This window comes from Pseudomonas sp. F-14 TE3623 (assembly GCF_053629015.1).
On the sequence record NZ_JBRJHM010000001.1, the window covers coordinates 2,741,497 to 2,756,762 of the forward strand.

The window sequence follows — 15,266 nt, forward strand, 5'->3', positions numbered from 1 at the left end:
TATCTTAAATTAAGATATACGATACCATTCAGTGTCTTAAATATGCAATCCAAAGGCTAGGTTACAACCTGCCCTCCAGCGGAGCCCATCACCATGAATGACGTCATCATCATCGGCGGAAGTTTTGCCGGCCTCGCCGGCGCGTTGCAGCTCGGCCGTGCCCGTCGCAAGGTCATCGTTCTCGATACCAGCCGGCCGCGTAACCGCTTTGCCGGCCATTCGCATGGTCTGCTCGGTCACGATCACATGCCGCCGCTGGACATCCTGGCCGCGGCGCGGCAGCAGTTGGCTCGCTATCCAACGGTCAGGCTGGTCAATGCCCGGGCGGAGAAAATTTCTGGCGTAATCGACGATTTCTGCGTTGTCACTGACGATCACGAAAGCCTAAGGACCCGCCGCGTGATCCTGAGCTATGGCGTCGCCGACCAGATGCCTGATATTCCAGGCTTTGCCGAGTGTTGGGGCACGTCCGTCGTCCCCTGCCCCTATTGCGACGGCTTTGAAGCCGCCGGCCAGCATTGGGGCCTCGTATGGTCCGGCCCGCAATCGCACAACCAGGTCAGGCTGTTCCTCGATTGGACCGACAGGTTGACTGTCTTTGCCGATGGTCACGACATTACGCCTGATATCCAGGCCGATCTGGCGTACCGCAACATACCTGTCGTCGGCGGGCGGATCGTCGAGATTGCCCATCACCAGGGGCATATCGCTACCGTCAATCTCGACACTGGCTCCACTGTCGGGGTCGACATCCTGTTTGCTCATCCGCGTAACAAGCCGTCCGCAAACCTACATGAATCGCTGGGCCTTGCCACGATAGATACGCCCACCGGCGTCGTGCTCAAGGTCGACGAGCGCCGCCAAACCAGCACGCCCGGCATCTACGCCGCCGGCGATCTCACCACGCCCATATTGCCCTCGGTCACCCAGGCATCATCGCAGGGCGCGATGGCGGGTATTTTCGCCCAGCAGTCGATGCTGGCTTGAGCGCATAGAGAGGAGATGAACATGGCCGTCGATCCGGACAGCGCGGGGGTGCGCTTCCCTCCGCCCTTCATCTATCTGGGAGCGCTGCTTTTGGGGCTGGCGGCGGAGCGGTTCGTAGCCCTGCGCTCTTTCGGCATCGACCGGTGGTTGCTGGTCGCGACGGGCGCGCTGCTGTTCACTACCGGCGCGGCGACGATGCTTGCGGCGACGGGGCTGTTTCGGCGCCTGGGCACCCACGTTCCGCCGTCGCGACCAACGACCCTCATCGCAACGACCGGCCCTTATCGATGGACCCGCAATCCCATGTATCTCGGCATGGCGCTGGTCTACGCCGGCATTGCGGTCAGCTTCGACGGAGCGATCGCCTTGGCTTTGCTTCCGTTGGTGCTAATCGTGATCCAGAGGCAGGTGATCGCTCGCGAGGAGCGCTATCTCGAAGCGAAGTTCGGCGACGACTACCGCCGCTACAAGGCCAAGGTTCGCCGCTGGCTCTGACTAATCCGTAGCTGAGGACTGCGGGATCTTCTGATAACCAACACCGACTTTCTTGCTGCGGCTACTGAATGGGCCCTGATTTTGTAGATAATCAAGGGCCGCTTTTGGCCGATAGCCGCCTTTCAGCCAGCGTTCAGAGCACCAGCTGTAAGTCGTAAAAAAGCCCCGCACGGTACAACCGGAGCGGGGCTTTTTATGTGTTGCTTGAGGAGGGGATCCCGTACCAATTTTTGTACCAATGACTGCGTTTTGGCAGGAAATTCTGAGTTGGCCTGGGCGTTAAGTCCTTGATTTCATTGCCCTTGAAAACTTAGTAAACACCTCTGAACATGTCGGTGTAATTCTGTTCCAGGGACATGAAACTACCTGTGGGATTTTACGCAAAGGGCAAGGGTACGGTGACGGACACGGCGCTGCAAGCGTGAAGCGACGGCATCACTCGTCGCGACCTTCCATCATGGTGCGTTTGAGCATCACATAAACCGCTCCGGCGCCGCCGTGTTTCGGCTGGCACGAGGTGAAGCCGAGCACCTGTGAATGCTGGCGCAGCCACGTGTTGACGTGGCTCTTGATCATCGGCCGCTTGCCGTCCAGGCGAACCGCTTTGCCGTGGGTGACACGTACGCAGCGGATTTCGAATTTTGTCGCTTCTGCCAGAAAGGCCCACAGGGTTTCACGGGCCTTTTCCACATTCATGCCATGCAGGTCGAGGCTGCCTTCAAACGGAATCTGTCCGATCTTGAGCTTGCGCATCTGGCTTTCCTGGACACCGTCACGGGCCCACATCAGCTCATCTTCGGGGCCGACATCAATGACGAACTGATCGGACAGCCCGTCAACGGTGGTGGCATCGGTGCGCACAGTGGCGGCCTGGCGCAGCTTGGCGATTTGCGCGCGGTCGGCCTTGGGTTTGCCGGTTTCGGCGCGATCGTGCTTGATCGGCTTGACGCCTTGGATCGCGTTTTTGAACAGGGAAAAATCGTCGTCTTGCATGTCAGCCTCCGCGAAGGGCGGCCAGTTTACCCAAGTCGGGACGAATCGGGCGCGACAAAACGTCCGGCGTTGGGCTCAGTCGTGTTTTTTCATCAGATGCGGTGCCATATTCAGCTCTTGCGACTGGCGCGAGCGGCGACGGCAGCGTCGCCATAGCCACACGCCGATGTACAGCACGAACAGGCCCACGCCCAGAATGATCGCCGAGCCCAGCGGGCTGGCATTCAACTCGCCCAGCGCCGGTGGCCGGCCCAGCAGGCTGGCCGCGCCGGCCATCGCCAGCAACACACCGCACGTCGCCAGCAAGGCAGCGAACGCTGCGCCGAAGCGAAAACGCCAGTTGCTTTGGCCTTTGGGCCGCAAGCGGCGTGCATCAAAACCATCGGATAACTTCATTCCGACCTTCCTCAATGGGTATCGGCCCTTCGACCGGGAGTTGACCGGGATGTTCCTGAGGCTAGGGCAATTACAGCAAATGAGAGGCTTTTGCGGATGAGCGGCGGCATGGACCGCTCATCGACGGTCGATCAGATCAGTTCGTGCGTCAGGGCGAGGGTGGCGAAGTTGTCCGCCATGATCGCCATTTCGGTGTGTTGCACATGCTCGGCAGTGAGTACGCCACCCTTGTAAGGCAGGTCGCGAGTCGCGCAGGCGTCTTCAACCAATGTGCAACGAAAACCCAGGTTCTTCGCGGCGCGCACAGTCGTGCTGACGCTGGAATGGCTCATGAAGCCGCAGACGATAAGGTCCAGCGAGCCGAGATTCTGCAGGCGCTCCAGCAATTCGGTGCCGTGAAACGCACTCGGCAGCAATTTGCCGATGATGGTTTCGTCGCCCTGTGGTTCGAGCCCCGGGATGAACTCGCCGCGCTCGCCTTGCGGGTCGAACAGCCCACCAACGGTGCCGAGGTGGCGCACGTGTACGATCGGCCGACCGGCTGCACGGGCAGCGGCCACCAGTTGCTTGATGTTCGCGACGGCAGCATCCATGCCGCTCAGTGCCAAGGGGCCGCTGAGGTATTCTTTCTGGGCATCGATGATGACAAGGGTCGCATGACCCAGATTGGCCGCTGCGTAACCACGGCCGCTGAGTTGAAACATCGTTTTTGGAACGGACATTCTGGGGCTCCTTCGGGTGGGGCTTTTGCGACATTGTCCTCTGGCTGAGCGCTTCTGTGAATCGCTACCATCGTAGGCACCGCCGTTGTTGGGTCGCAGCCTTGTCAAGATACTCGTTCTGTTCAATAGCTTGCTGAAAAAATAGAAGAGTCCTACATCTGATCCGGTGTTTTTCCTGCGTCGTCGTGGCGTCTTTTGGCTGTTAGAATCGTCAGTCGTTTTTTCTGGAGTTTGCCCCGTGATCACTTCCCGACTTCGTACCCTGCGTGACCATATCCGTTGGGCCGTCAGCCGCTTCCATGGGGAGGATCTGTTTTTCGGCCATGGGACCGACAACGCCTGGGACGAAGCCCGTCAACTGGTGTTGGGTGCGCTGCACTTGCCGTGGGAAATCGCCGACAGCTATCTGGACTGCCGTCTGGAAGATGATGAACTGGTCAATCTGCAACGCTTGCTCAAACGCCGCATCGAAGAGCGCATTCCGACCGCTTACCTGCTGGGCGAAGCCTGGTTCTGTGGCATGTCGTTCATTGTCGACGAGCGCGTGCTGATCCCGCGGTCGCCCATTGGCGAGCTGATCGAAAAGCGTTTCGAGCCGTGGCTCGGCGCCGAACCTGCGCGCATTCTCGACCTGTGCACCGGTTCCGGCTGCATCGGCATTGCCTGTGCTTACGAGTTCCAGAATGCCGAAGTGGTACTGGCCGATCTGTCGTTCGAAGCGCTGGAAGTGGCGAACCAGAATATCGAGCGTCACGGTGTCGATGAGCGAGTGTTCACCGTTCAGGGTGATGGTTTCGATGGCTTGCCGGGTCAACGTTTCGACCTGATCGTGTCGAACCCGCCTTACGTCGATGCGGAAGATTTCGCCGACATGCCGGATGAGTATCAGCACGAACCGGAGCTGGGCCTGGCCTGTGGCGACGACGGTTTGAACCTCGTGCGCCGCATGCTCGCCGAAGCGGCGGATCATCTGACCGAGAAGGGTTTGCTGATTGTCGAGGTGGGTAACAGCCAGGTTCACGTCGAAGCGCTGTACCCGGAAGTCGACTTCGCCTGGCTTGAGTTCGAGCGCGGTGGGCATGGGGTGTTCATGCTGACAGCTGAGCAATGCCGCGATCATCAGGCGTTGTTTGCTTCTCGCGTCTGACCTTAGAAAGCCTTCGCGGGCAAGCCACGCTCCCACAGGTTTTGTGTGTGCCGCATCATTTGGACACGACACAAAACCTGTGGGGGCGAGGCTTGCCCGCGATGGCCGCGCCGCGGTCTCAAGCCTTCAACGGTGCGTAGCAATCCAGATCAACAACCCCGCCTGAAAAACCGCAAACGCCACCAGACAGGTAATGGTAAAACGCAGCCCGGCGTCTTCGCGCTTGTACTTGCTGACTTTTTCTTCGTGCTTCTTCAGTTTGACTTCCTGTTCCGCCAGGTTCTGCTCGGCTTGCTGGAGCATCTGCGCGGCTTCGAGGATTTCTACCTGCTGTAGCTTTTCGCTGTTCCAGTCGCCGAGCAAATCACCGACCGACACCTCTTTAACGCTGCCCTTCAAATGCTGGGCGTCGGCGTAGACCACGTCAAAACCGTGCACCCGCAGAAAGTGATCGCGGCGCAGGCGGGTGTCTTCGTTCAGCGCATCCTTGTTGTTCAGGTCAGTGCCGTCGACGGTGTAGGCGGGCCATCTCTTCTTCGCCCAGGTAATGCCCTGAGCGGCCATATAGCGCCCGATACCGCGGTTCATCGGCTCGATCTGCAAACCGCTTTCCGGCCCAAAATGCACGCGTTTGGTCGTGTGATTGACCCACACGTCCAGATGATTCTGTTCTTTGCGCACCCGCTGGCCCGGCAGCTTGATGGTCATGCGCAGCAGGCTGTGTTCCTTGCTATTGCGCTCGGCGTAACCGAATTCGACAAAGCGCAACGGCCGTCCGCCAGTGTTGCGGTCGGTTTGCAGCGGCGCCAGGCGGAGCATTTTGTGGTGCTCGACGTGGACGTCCGCCCACGGCAGCTCGACCGCTGGCGGTGCGTCTTTTTCAGCGGTGGTGTCGGGTGAAGTCTGGGTATCAGTCATAACGGCGAGATCCTGTCCAAGCCCTGCTTGCCGCCAGCCAGTGCGCTGGCGACAAAGGCTTATCGGCCGTTTTTTTCAGGACTGGAGGGTAGAGGCCGTTCTCAACTCGTTTTCCCGCGGCGTGAAAACGAGTTGAGAACGTCCACTGACAGCGCTTAACGGGTGCGAAGTCCGTCAATAAACCCGAGGATTCGCGCGCCGAGTTCGGCTGCCAGTGGTAATTGCGGATCCTTATAGGAGGCCAATTGCCGCTTCACATCGTTGGGCACGATGCGCATCACGTGGTTCATGCCTTCGATCAGCGCCAGCTCGGCGTCCGGTTTGGCCGCCTTGAGCGCCTGGGCATCACCGACGCCGACCTGAATGTCGTTGCTGCCCTGGATGATCAGCGCCGGCATTTTCAATTTGGCGAAGGCCGCCGCCGGGTCTTGGCGGAACAACGAAATCAGATATGGCTGCACGCTGGGGCGGAAAATCACCTGCAATTGCGGGGGCACGTTGTCGTCGGTGCGGCCGGCCTTGAGGCTGTCGAGCAGTTCATTACTGCGCAACATCAAGGGAGGCGGCAGGCGATTGCTTAGCTGCTGGCGCAGTACCTGATCGATCGGCCGGGCGCTGCCGGACATGGAAATCACCGCCGCGGCATCGACGTTTGGCGCCGCCAGGCTGGCGATCAACGCACCTTCGCTGTGGCCCAGCAAAATCAGTTTGCCAAAGCGTGGATCGGCTTTGAGCTTGTGGCCCCAGGCTTCGGCGTCGGCCACATAGGCCTCCACCGACAGATTACGTTCGTCTGGAGTCGCAGCCAGGCTCGCCGCCACGCCGCGCTTGTCGTAGCGCACACTGGCGATGTTGTGTTTGGCCAGCACCCAGGCCAGCCGTTTGAGGCTGTCGTTGCGTCCGCCATCGGGGTTGTTTCCGTCACGATCCGTAGGACCGGAGCCGGAAATGATCAGGACAACCGGTACAGGCGTGTCGGACTTGGGCAGCAAGAGCGAGCCGAAAAGCTCGCCGCTGCCCGTGTCCAATGTGATCGGGCGTTGCAGGACAGTGGCCTGTGCAAAGCCGGTAAACAAGGTAAGGCTCAAGGCTAGAACTCGCAGCATCATCACGCCATCATCAACAAGGTGCCGGTTGGACTCGCAGGCACCCATAAGGTTCGAGGATGAACTAGTCGGGTAGCCTGCGTATACTGGCGCGCATTACGTATTTTAGTTTCGATTTCACGGAGCGTCCCGCATGTCCGGCAATACCTACGGCAAGCTGTTCACTGTCACCACCGCGGGCGAAAGCCATGGTCCGGCGTTGGTCGCCATTGTCGATGGCTGCCCGCCGGGCCTGGAGATTTCCCTTGAGGATCTGCAGCGCGACCTGGACCGCCGCAAGCCCGGCACCAGCCGCCACACCACCCAGCGCCAGGAAGCCGACGAAGTCGAAATCCTCAGCGGCGTGTTTGAAGGCCGCACCACCGGTTGCGCCATCGGCCTGTTGATCCGCAACACCGACCAGAAGTCCAAGGACTATTCGGCGATCAAGGATCTGTTCCGCCCGGCCCACGCCGACTACACCTACCACCACAAATACGGCGAGCGTGATTACCGCGGCGGCGGTCGCAGTTCGGCCCGTGAAACCGCCATGCGCGTGGCGGCAGGGGCGATTGCGAAAAAGTACCTGGCCACCCAGGGCATCGTCATTCGTGGGTACATGAGCCAGCTCGGCCCGATCGAAATTCCGTTCAAGACCTGGGATTCGGTGGAAGAAAACGCTTTCTTCAGCCCTGACCCGGACAAAGTGCCGGAGCTGGAAGCCTATATGGACCAGTTGCGTCGCGACCAGGATTCGGTCGGTGCGAAGATCACCGTGGTTGCCGAAGGCGTGATGCCTGGCCTCGGCGAGCCGATCTTCGACCGTCTCGATGCCGAACTGGCCCACGCGCTGATGAGCATCAACGCGGTCAAAGGCGTGGAAATCGGTGCCGGGTTTGCCAGCATCGCCCAACGTGGTACCGAACACCGCGATGAAATGACCCCGGAAGGTTTCCTCAGCAACAACGCCGGCGGCATTCTCGGTGGCATCTCGTCCGGTCAGCCGATCGTTGCGCATCTGGCGCTCAAGCCAACCTCGAGCATCACCACGCCGGGCCGTTCCATTGACATCCATGGCAACCCGGTTGAGGTCGTCACCAAGGGCCGTCACGACCCGTGCGTCGGCATCCGCGCCACACCGATTGCCGAAGCGATGATGGCCATCGTGTTGATGGATCACTTGCTGCGTCACCGCGGGCAGAACCTCAATGTGCGCGTGAGCACTCCGGTGCTGGGTCAGCTTTAATGGCTGACCTTATGGCCGCCGGGGTCTGACGACCATGGCGGCGCTTCCGTACTGGCGGCTTTCCAGTTTCTATCTGTTCTATTTCGCCTTGCTCGGTTCGACAGCGCCATTCCTGGCGCTGTACTTCGATCACCTGGGCTTTTCCAGTGCGCGCATCGGCGAACTGGTGGCGATCCCGATGCTGATGCGCTGCGTGGCGCCGAATATCTGGGGCTGGCTCGGTGACTACACCGGGCGACGGCTGGCCATCGTGCGGTTCGGCGCGGTCTGTACGCTGCTGACCTTCTCACTGATTTTCGTCAGCAAAAGCTACGCCTGGCTGGCGATGGTCATGGCCTTGCACGCGTTCTTCTGGCACGCGGTATTGCCGCAGTTCGAAGTCATCACCCTGGCGCACTTGAACGGCCAGACATCTCGCTACAGTCAGATTCGCCTGTGGGGTTCCATCGGTTTCATCATCACCGTGGTCGCCCTCGGACGGATGTTCGAATGGCTCAGCCTGGACATCTATCCGGTGGCGTTGGTGCTGATCATGGCCGGGATCGTCGTCAGCAGTTTATGGGTGCCTAACGCGCAACCGATTCAGAGTGAACGGTTGGCGGGGGAGGGATTCCTCCAGCAATTGCGCAACCCCGGGGTATTGGCGTTCTACGGTTGCGTGGCGCTGATGCAGATGAGTCACGGGCCGTATTACACCTTTCTGACCCTGCACCTTGAGCGACTCGGGTACAGTCGCGGGCTGATCGGCATGCTCTGGGCAGTCGGCGTGGTTGCCGAAGTCTTGATGTTTGTGGCCATGAGCAAAATCCTTACGCGTTTCTCGGTGCGCCGAGTGCTGCTGGCGAGTTTCCTGCTGGCGGCGTTGCGTTGGTTGTTGCTCGGTTCGTTTGCCGAGTTTCTCTGGGTGCTGCTGTTTGCCCAAGTGCTGCACGCCGCAACCTTCGGCAGCTTTCACGCGGCTGCCATCCAGTTCGTGCAACGTAGCTTCGGCGCGCGTCAGCAAGGACAGGGCCAAGCGTTGTATGCCGCGCTGGCCGGCACTGGCGGTGCACTGGGCGCGCTGTACTCCGGCTATAGCTGGAATGCCCTCGGCGCCACATTGACCTTTAGTATTGCCAGCCTCGCAGCCTTCGCCGCTGCCGTTATCATTGCAACACGTATGCAAGAGGACAGGCCATGAGCCTTACCCGTGAACACCTCGCCCAGGAAATCATCGACGCCGGGCGATTTCTGTATGGGCGTGGCTGGTCGCCGGCCACCAGCAGTAATTACTCGACCCGCCTGTCGCCGACCGAAGCCTTGCTGACGGTGTCTGGCAAGCACAAAGGCCAGTTGAGCCTGGATGATGTGCTGGCCACCAACCTGTCGGGCAATAGCCTGGAGCCGGGCAAAAAACCGTCCGCCGAAACCCTGCTGCATACTCAGCTCTACCGCTGGCGCCCGGAGATTGGCGCGGTGCTGCACACCCATTCGGTGAATGCCACGGTGCTGTCGCGCCTGACGCCGGAAGACTTCATCGAGTTCGAAGACTACGAACTGCAAAAAGCCTTCAGCGGCGTCTCGACCCACGAATCCCGGGTGCGCGTGCCGATTTTCGACAATGATCAGGACATTGCACGGCTGGCCGCCAAGGTGCAGCCTTGGCTTGATGCCCACCCCGATTGCGTCGGCTACCTGATCCGCGGCCATGGCCTCTACACGTGGGGCGCGCGCATGAGCGACGCGCTGCGGCAGATCGAGGCCTTTGAATTTTTGTTCGAGTGCGAGTTGAAGACGCGCTCGCTCTCGAACCATAAAGCATGAACCGTTAAGGAGTTGCCCAGATGAGCAGCCTGTCCGTTTATCACGTCTCCAGCCCTGAAATACCGAACAAAGTCCTGACCCACCTCGAGGACATTGCCTCGACCCTGGCCGAGCAGGGCGTGCGCTTCGACCGTTGGCAAGCCACGGCGAAAATCCAGCCCGGCGCCAGCCATGAAGAAGTGATCGCCGCGTATCAGGAGCAAATCGACAAGCTGATGACCGAGCGCGGTTACATCACTGTCGACGTGATCAGCCTGAACAGCGATCACCCGCAAAAAGCCGAGTTGCGCGCCAAGTTCCTCGATGAACACCGCCATGCTGAAGACGAAGTACGATTTTTCGTCGCCGGCCGTGGCTTGTTCAGCCTGCACATCGGCGATTACGTCTACGCCGTGCTCTGCGAGAAAAACGACTTGATCTCGGTGCCGGCCGGCACAAAGCACTGGTTCGACATGGGCGAGCACCCGCATTTTGTCGCAATCCGACTGTTCAACAACCCCGAAGGCTGGGTGGCCAGTTTCACCGGCGATGACATCGCCAGCCGCTTCCCGCGTCTCGAGGACTGAGTCGATGCCGATCAAAGCGATTCTCACCGACATCGAAGGCACCACCAGTGCGGTGAGTTTTGTGTTCGACGTGCTGTTTCCCTACGCGGCCAAACACCTACCGGATTTCGTTCGCGAAAACGCCGAACGCGCCGACGTTGCCGAGCAGCTCGCCGCTGTTCGGCGTGACAGCGGTGAGCCGCAAGCCGACGTCGAACGGGTCATCGAAATCCTGCTGGGGTGGATCGCCGAAGACCGCAAGGCCACGCCACTCAAGGCGTTGCAAGGCATGGTCTGGGAGCAGGGTTATCAGGTCGGGCAGTTGAAAGGCCACGTGTACCCGGATGCCGTTGAAGCGCTCAAGCGCTGGCATCAGGAAGGCTATCAACTGTTTGTGTATTCTTCGGGCTCGATTCAGGCGCAAAAACTGATCTTCGGTTGCTCGGACGCGGGGGATTTGTCGCCACTGTTCAGCGGCCATTTCGACACCACCTCAGGGCCCAAGCGCGAAGCGCAGTCCTACGAGCGCATTACCCAGGCAATTGGCGTCGAGGCTTCGCAGATTCTGTTTCTGTCCGACATCGTTCAAGAGCTGGATGCCGCGCAGGCGGCCGGGATGGCAACCTGTGGCTTGGCCCGTGAGGGTGGAGAACTGGCAGGGCATGTGACCGTCGACAGCTTTGCGCGGATAAATCCTTCCACTTTTTAAAGATCAACGCACATAACATGTGGGAGCGAGCAGGCTCGCTCCCACATGGATTACGCTCCAGAAAACAAAACAGGCCGTGAAGCGAAAGCTCTCACGGCCTGTTTGTTTGTAGCGTTGTGCTTTTAAACCGAGTGATAGGTCGGCAAGGCGAACCGTTGCTGGCTTTGCAGCATGGAGATCTGCGGCAGTTCGCTGGCCTGTTCGGCGACGTCACGACGTATCGCGCTAATCACCCATGACAGCTGATCGCCGGCATGCAATTGCTGGTAGGAAATCGAACGTTTGAAGACTTTGCCGTCCGTACTGCGAAGGGTCAGCAGAATGCCGCCGTCAGGCCGTGGCTGGGTGGTCACTTCGAAGTTGGAGAACAGCGACGAAAATTTTTCCTGGATCAGGCTCATGTCTATCAGCTCCGTGAGTGCTTTGAAGGGCAACATGGAGAGGTAGTTGCAGTGATTGTGCCAGCGCCCTATTTTTTAAAAATTCATATAAATCAATAAGTTAATAAAATTGTGTTTTTGTGCTTTCGTGCAATCTGCATGAATGGTCATCGTGCATCCTGCATTTTGCGTGGTCGGCATCGATTCGATGGAACCAATCACAACGCCAGGGTTCCGCTTTTCGATCTTCGGTCTGAACGCTTCAGTCGCGGATACAAAACATTTCAAAAACTGCGTGTACAGCGCAAGAACCGCTGACGTATTTTCGGCCTCAATCAACGCCACCCGACAATAAGAAGATCGAACGGGAGCACCATGAGCCGCACGCTGAACGACACGATTACCTGGGGCATGATGCTCCGCAAGCTGCCTTCCATTGCCAAAGCCATTCCCCGCGTGGTGAAGGGCATGAAAGCCGCCAACGTCAAGGACCCGACCCAACCGTGCGGCCTTGGCTGGAGCTTCGAGCAGGCGACATTGCGTAATCCCGATGGTCCGGCCTTGCTGCAGGGCGAGGTAGCGCTCACTTATGCACAGGTCAATCAGTGGGCCAATCGCATCGCCTATCATTTGATAGCCCAAGGCATCGGCAAGGGCGATGTGGTGGCGATCTTTATCGAAAATCGTCCGGAACTATTGGTGACGATATTGGCGGTGGCCAAGGTCGGCGCGATCAGCGCCTTGCTCAATACCTCCCAGACCCGCGATACCCTGGCCCATAGCCTGAACCTGGGGGCGCCGGTGGCGATCGTGGTCGGAGAAGAGCTGGTTCCGGCCTTCAATGCGGTCCGCGAGCGGGTGTCCATCGACGCGGCGCGCACCTGGTTTGTCGCCGATCAAGACACTTATCGCGACCCGGGCAATTCGCCCGATGGCTTCATCAACCTGATGAGGGTCAGCACCGAAGCGTGCAGCGATAACCCCGTCAGCAGTCAGCAGGTTTTTCTCGACGATCCTTGTTTCTACATTTACACCTCGGGCACCACCGGGTTGCCCAAGGCGGGGGTGTTCAAGCATGGCCGCTGGATGCGCAGTTCCGCCAGCTTCGGGCTGATTGCCCTGGATATGCAGCCGCAGGACGTCGTCTATTGCACCTTGCCGCTGTACCACGCCACCGGGCTCTGCGTGTGCTGGGGCTCGGCAATCAGCGGGGCGTCGGGGTTTGCCATCCGCCGCAAGTTCAGCGCCAGCCAGTTCTGGAGCGACGTGCGCAAATACCGGGCGACCACCCTCGGTTATGTCGGCGAATTGTGCCGCTACCTGGTGGATCAACCGCGCAGCGTCGATGACAGTCGGCACAGCGTGACGAAGATGATCGGCAATGGTCTGCGCCCCGGCGCGTGGAGCGAGTTCAAGACGCGTTTTGCCGTTGACCATATCTGCGAGCTGTACGCCGCCAGCGACGGCAATATCGGCTTCACCAATATCCTCAACTTCGACAACACCATCGGTTTTTCCCTGATGTCCTGGGAACTGGTGGCGTACGACCACGACAGCGGTGCACCCACCCGTGATGCCAAGGGCTTCATGCGCAAAGTGGCCAAGGGCGAGCAGGGTTTGCTGCTGGCGAGGATCGACGACAAGGCGCCGCTGGACGGCTACACCGATCCGCAGAAGACCGCCAAAGTCGTGCTCCACGACGTGTTCAAGAAGGGCGACCGTTACTTCAATACCGGTGACTTGCTGCGCAACATCGGGTTTGGCCACGCCCAGTTTGTCGATCGTTTGGGCGACACCTACCGCTGGAAGGGCGAAAACGTCTCGACCACCGAGGTCGAGAACATCCTCCTGCAACACCCGCAGATCGCCGAAGCCGTGGCTTATGGCGTAGAAATCCACAACACCAACGGACGTGCCGGGATGGCTGCAATCACGCCGGCTGAATCCCTGGCGACCCTGGATTTCAGCGAGTTGCTGGCTTTCGCCAGGCAGCAAATGCCTGCCTATGCGGTGCCACTTTTCCTACGGGTGAAAGTGAAAATGGAAACCACCGGGACCTTCAAATACCAGAAAACCCGACTCAAGGACGAAGCCTTCGACCCGAACAAAACCGGCGATGACCCGATCTACGCCTGGTTGCCGGGCACCCAGACTTATGTGCAAGTCACCGAGCAGGTGCTGGCGGATATTCACTGTGGCAGGTACCGCTATTGAATGTGGCTCTTATTAAATGTGGCTATGGCTTTCCATGAGAAAAAAGAAGTGACAGGTTCCGGAGCGCTCGGGAAACTATCGGCTTTTCCGATTGACCGAATGTGGAGTCCCCAATGTCAGACAAAAGCCGCCAGATGACACCCGAAGAGGCTGCCGAATTTGCCGAACAGGTGTTCAACAAAGCGCGCGAGGGCGATGCGGCCATGATGGCTGCGCTGCTGACCAAGGGCTTGCCGCCGAACCTGCGCAACCACAAGGGCGATACCTTGCTGATGCTCGCTGCGTACCACGGCCATGTCGAGACGGTAAAAGTCCTGCTCGAGCACAAGGCCGATCCGGAAATCCGCAACGACAACGGCCAGAGCCCGATTGCCGGCGCGGCGTTCAAGGGTGATCTGGCGGTGGTCAAGGCGTTGGTGGAAGGTGGCGCGCAAGTGGAAGGTTCGTCCTTCGACGGTCGCACTGCATTGATGATGGCGGCGATGTTCAACCGCGTCGAAATCGTCGACTACCTGATCAGCAAAGGCGCCGATCCGAAAGCCAAGGATGCCAACGGCGTATCCGCGCTGGACGCGGCCAAAACCATGGGCGCGGTGGATACCACGGCTCAGCTGCAAAAACTGCTCGGCTGATAACATTAAAAGATCGCAGCCTTCGGCAGCCCTACAGCGCGCACGTCATGCCAATGTAGGAGCTGCCGAAGGCTGCGATCTTTTCGTCTTTGCGTTTAACCTGCGCTATCCTTCGCGCCCTCAAATCTCCCTCGCTACAGGATCCACCTCATGAAAGCCGCACTCGTCGAACTCATCAGCAAAATCAGCTCCGGGTGCATGAGCGATGACGAAATCCTGAAAGTCGCTGACGAAGCGGCTCAGGCTTACGCCGATCCAGAGGCTTTTCTGGCGGCCAATCCGGACATCAACTACGACGAAACCTTCCCGATTTCGTTGGGTGAGTGGGTGGTCGTCGGCAGCTTGCCGGAAACCGTGCTGTTCCAGGCTGACACCTACATGGACCTGTTTGCGCAGATCGTCGCTTCGTTCGGTCCCAGCGTCGATTTCAACATCAAACCCAAGCAGCTGGCCAAGACCGAAGCCCTGACGGCGCTCAATCGCATTCAGGTGCAGATGAGCAGCATGAACAAGGAAAACGGCGGTTACACGCTGATGAACTTCAGCCAGTTGCTCGACGATGAACTGCAAGTGGTGCTGGTCTACGGTAATGACGTGCCACGGGTTCTCGAATTGTGCGCCGAAGTCGGCATCGCCGCCGCGCCCGCCCTGGAAGCCCTGAAAGTGGCGATCCATGTCTGAAGCTGTCTAGAACGGTAATAAAACGGAACCCTCGCAAGGCCCGACTATCCTAAGAGTGCATACCACTCTTCGGGAGCGTCACCATGGGTTCCACGTTCAACAGCCTGGTCGGTCTGATTATTCTTGCCCTGGATATCTGGGCCATCATCAACGTGCTTAAAAGTGGCGCCGAAACCGGGATGAAAATCATCTGGGTGCTATTGATCCTCCTGCTGCCGGTCCTGGGCCTGATCATCTGGGCCATCGCCGGGCCGCGAGGCAATGTGCGGATCTGACAGACTGACACTTTTCCCCTGTAGGAACGCCGGACCCT

The 15,266-nt window shown here is 59.2% G+C and carries 18 protein-coding genes; 12 read left to right on the forward strand and 6 right to left on the reverse strand.

Translation table 11 applies throughout. The annotated features are described in order from the left end of the window. Positions 1-93 precede the first annotated feature (93 nt). Together AB7M29_RS12625 and AB7M29_RS12630 are read left to right on the forward strand one after the other, a co-directional pair. Positions 94-987 (forward strand): NAD(P)/FAD-dependent oxidoreductase, encoded by an 894-nt coding sequence (locus AB7M29_RS12625; RefSeq protein ID WP_454246965.1) that lies wholly within the window; start codon positions 94-96, stop codon positions 985-987. Positions 988-1,008: 21 nt separating this feature from the next. Next, on the forward strand, positions 1,009-1,482 hold the full coding sequence (locus AB7M29_RS12630; RefSeq protein ID WP_454246966.1) for a methyltransferase family protein: 474 nt from the start codon (positions 1,009-1,011) through the stop codon (positions 1,480-1,482). Positions 1,483-1,917: 435 nt separating this feature from the next. Here AB7M29_RS12630 and AB7M29_RS12635 read toward each other — a convergent pair whose 3' ends face one another. The 3 genes from AB7M29_RS12635 to AB7M29_RS12645 form a co-directional block, all read right to left on the reverse strand. Beyond that, positions 1,918-2,475, reverse strand: coding sequence for a Smr/MutS family protein (locus AB7M29_RS12635; protein ID WP_095051889.1), 558 nt, complete (start codon positions 2,473-2,475; stop codon positions 1,918-1,920). A 75-nt stretch (positions 2,476-2,550) separates the two neighbouring features. After that, positions 2,551-2,871: a hypothetical protein gene (locus tag AB7M29_RS12640; protein ID WP_052963687.1), complete on the reverse strand. Its 321-nt coding sequence runs from the start codon at positions 2,869-2,871 to the stop codon at positions 2,551-2,553. A gap of 131 nt (positions 2,872-3,002) precedes the next feature. Next, positions 3,003-3,593, reverse strand: coding sequence for a cysteine hydrolase family protein (locus tag AB7M29_RS12645; RefSeq protein WP_217858018.1), 591 nt, complete (start codon positions 3,591-3,593; stop codon positions 3,003-3,005). A gap of 238 nt (positions 3,594-3,831) precedes the next feature. Between AB7M29_RS12645 and prmB the strand changes: the two genes are divergently transcribed. Further along, complete coding sequence (gene prmB, locus AB7M29_RS12650; protein WP_052963689.1) at positions 3,832-4,740, forward strand: 50S ribosomal protein L3 N(5)-glutamine methyltransferase; 909 nt, start codon at positions 3,832-3,834, stop codon at positions 4,738-4,740. A 126-nt stretch (positions 4,741-4,866) separates the two neighbouring features. Here the strand turns inward: prmB and AB7M29_RS12655 are convergent, their stop codons facing one another. Both AB7M29_RS12655 and AB7M29_RS12660 read right to left on the reverse strand, forming a co-directional pair. Continuing rightward, entirely contained in the window at positions 4,867-5,658 is a 792-nt protein-coding gene (locus tag AB7M29_RS12655; protein ID WP_454246967.1) for a hypothetical protein, read from the reverse strand. Between the two features lie 155 nt (positions 5,659-5,813). After that, positions 5,814-6,812, reverse strand: a complete 999-nt coding sequence (locus AB7M29_RS12660) for an alpha/beta hydrolase (protein ID WP_454246968.1) — start codon at positions 6,810-6,812, stop codon at positions 5,814-5,816. 85 nt (positions 6,813-6,897) lie between these two features. Between AB7M29_RS12660 and aroC the strand changes: the two genes are divergently transcribed. Genes aroC through mtnC form a run of 5 tightly spaced genes read left to right on the forward strand, consistent with a single transcriptional unit; the run spans position 6,898 to position 11,046 of the window. After that, positions 6,898-7,989, forward strand: a complete 1,092-nt coding sequence (aroC, locus tag AB7M29_RS12665) for a chorismate synthase (protein WP_052963693.1) — start codon at positions 6,898-6,900, stop codon at positions 7,987-7,989. 34 nt (positions 7,990-8,023) lie between these two features. After that, a complete protein-coding gene (locus AB7M29_RS12670; protein WP_217858015.1) occupies positions 8,024-9,169 on the forward strand; it encodes an MFS transporter in 1,146 nt (381 codons plus the stop codon). After that, positions 9,166-9,792: a methylthioribulose 1-phosphate dehydratase gene (locus AB7M29_RS12675; RefSeq protein WP_454246969.1), complete on the forward strand. Its 627-nt coding sequence runs from the start codon at positions 9,166-9,168 to the stop codon at positions 9,790-9,792. The genes AB7M29_RS12670 and AB7M29_RS12675 overlap by 4 nt, the downstream gene beginning before the upstream one ends. Positions 9,793-9,812: 20 nt before the next feature. Further along, complete coding sequence (locus AB7M29_RS12680) at positions 9,813-10,358, forward strand: 1,2-dihydroxy-3-keto-5-methylthiopentene dioxygenase (RefSeq protein WP_217858013.1); 546 nt, start codon at positions 9,813-9,815, stop codon at positions 10,356-10,358. A 4-nt stretch (positions 10,359-10,362) separates the two neighbouring features. After that, positions 10,363-11,046: an acireductone synthase gene (gene mtnC, locus AB7M29_RS12685; protein WP_454246970.1), complete on the forward strand. Its 684-nt coding sequence runs from the start codon at positions 10,363-10,365 to the stop codon at positions 11,044-11,046. A gap of 122 nt (positions 11,047-11,168) precedes the next feature. Here mtnC and AB7M29_RS12690 read toward each other — a convergent pair whose 3' ends face one another. Next, positions 11,169-11,447: a DUF3509 domain-containing protein gene (locus AB7M29_RS12690; protein ID WP_007898807.1), complete on the reverse strand. Its 279-nt coding sequence runs from the start codon at positions 11,445-11,447 to the stop codon at positions 11,169-11,171. A 354-nt stretch (positions 11,448-11,801) separates the two neighbouring features. Between AB7M29_RS12690 and AB7M29_RS12695 the strand changes: the two genes are divergently transcribed. From AB7M29_RS12695 to AB7M29_RS12710, 4 genes are all read left to right on the forward strand, one after another. Next, a complete protein-coding gene (locus AB7M29_RS12695) occupies positions 11,802-13,640 on the forward strand; it encodes a long-chain-acyl-CoA synthetase (protein WP_454246971.1) in 1,839 nt (612 codons plus the stop codon). Positions 13,641-13,753: 113 nt separating this feature from the next. Next, complete coding sequence (locus AB7M29_RS12700) at positions 13,754-14,272, forward strand: ankyrin repeat domain-containing protein (RefSeq protein WP_217858010.1); 519 nt, start codon at positions 13,754-13,756, stop codon at positions 14,270-14,272. Between the two features lie 150 nt (positions 14,273-14,422). Next, the gene (locus tag AB7M29_RS12705) at positions 14,423-14,953 is read left to right on the forward strand and encodes a hypothetical protein (protein WP_217858009.1); all 531 of its coding nucleotides are present in this window, start codon (positions 14,423-14,425) and stop codon (positions 14,951-14,953) included. Between the two features lie 83 nt (positions 14,954-15,036). Then, a complete protein-coding gene (locus tag AB7M29_RS12710; RefSeq protein WP_007902193.1) occupies positions 15,037-15,228 on the forward strand; it encodes a PLDc N-terminal domain-containing protein in 192 nt (63 codons plus the stop codon). Positions 15,229-15,266 lie beyond the last annotated feature (38 nt).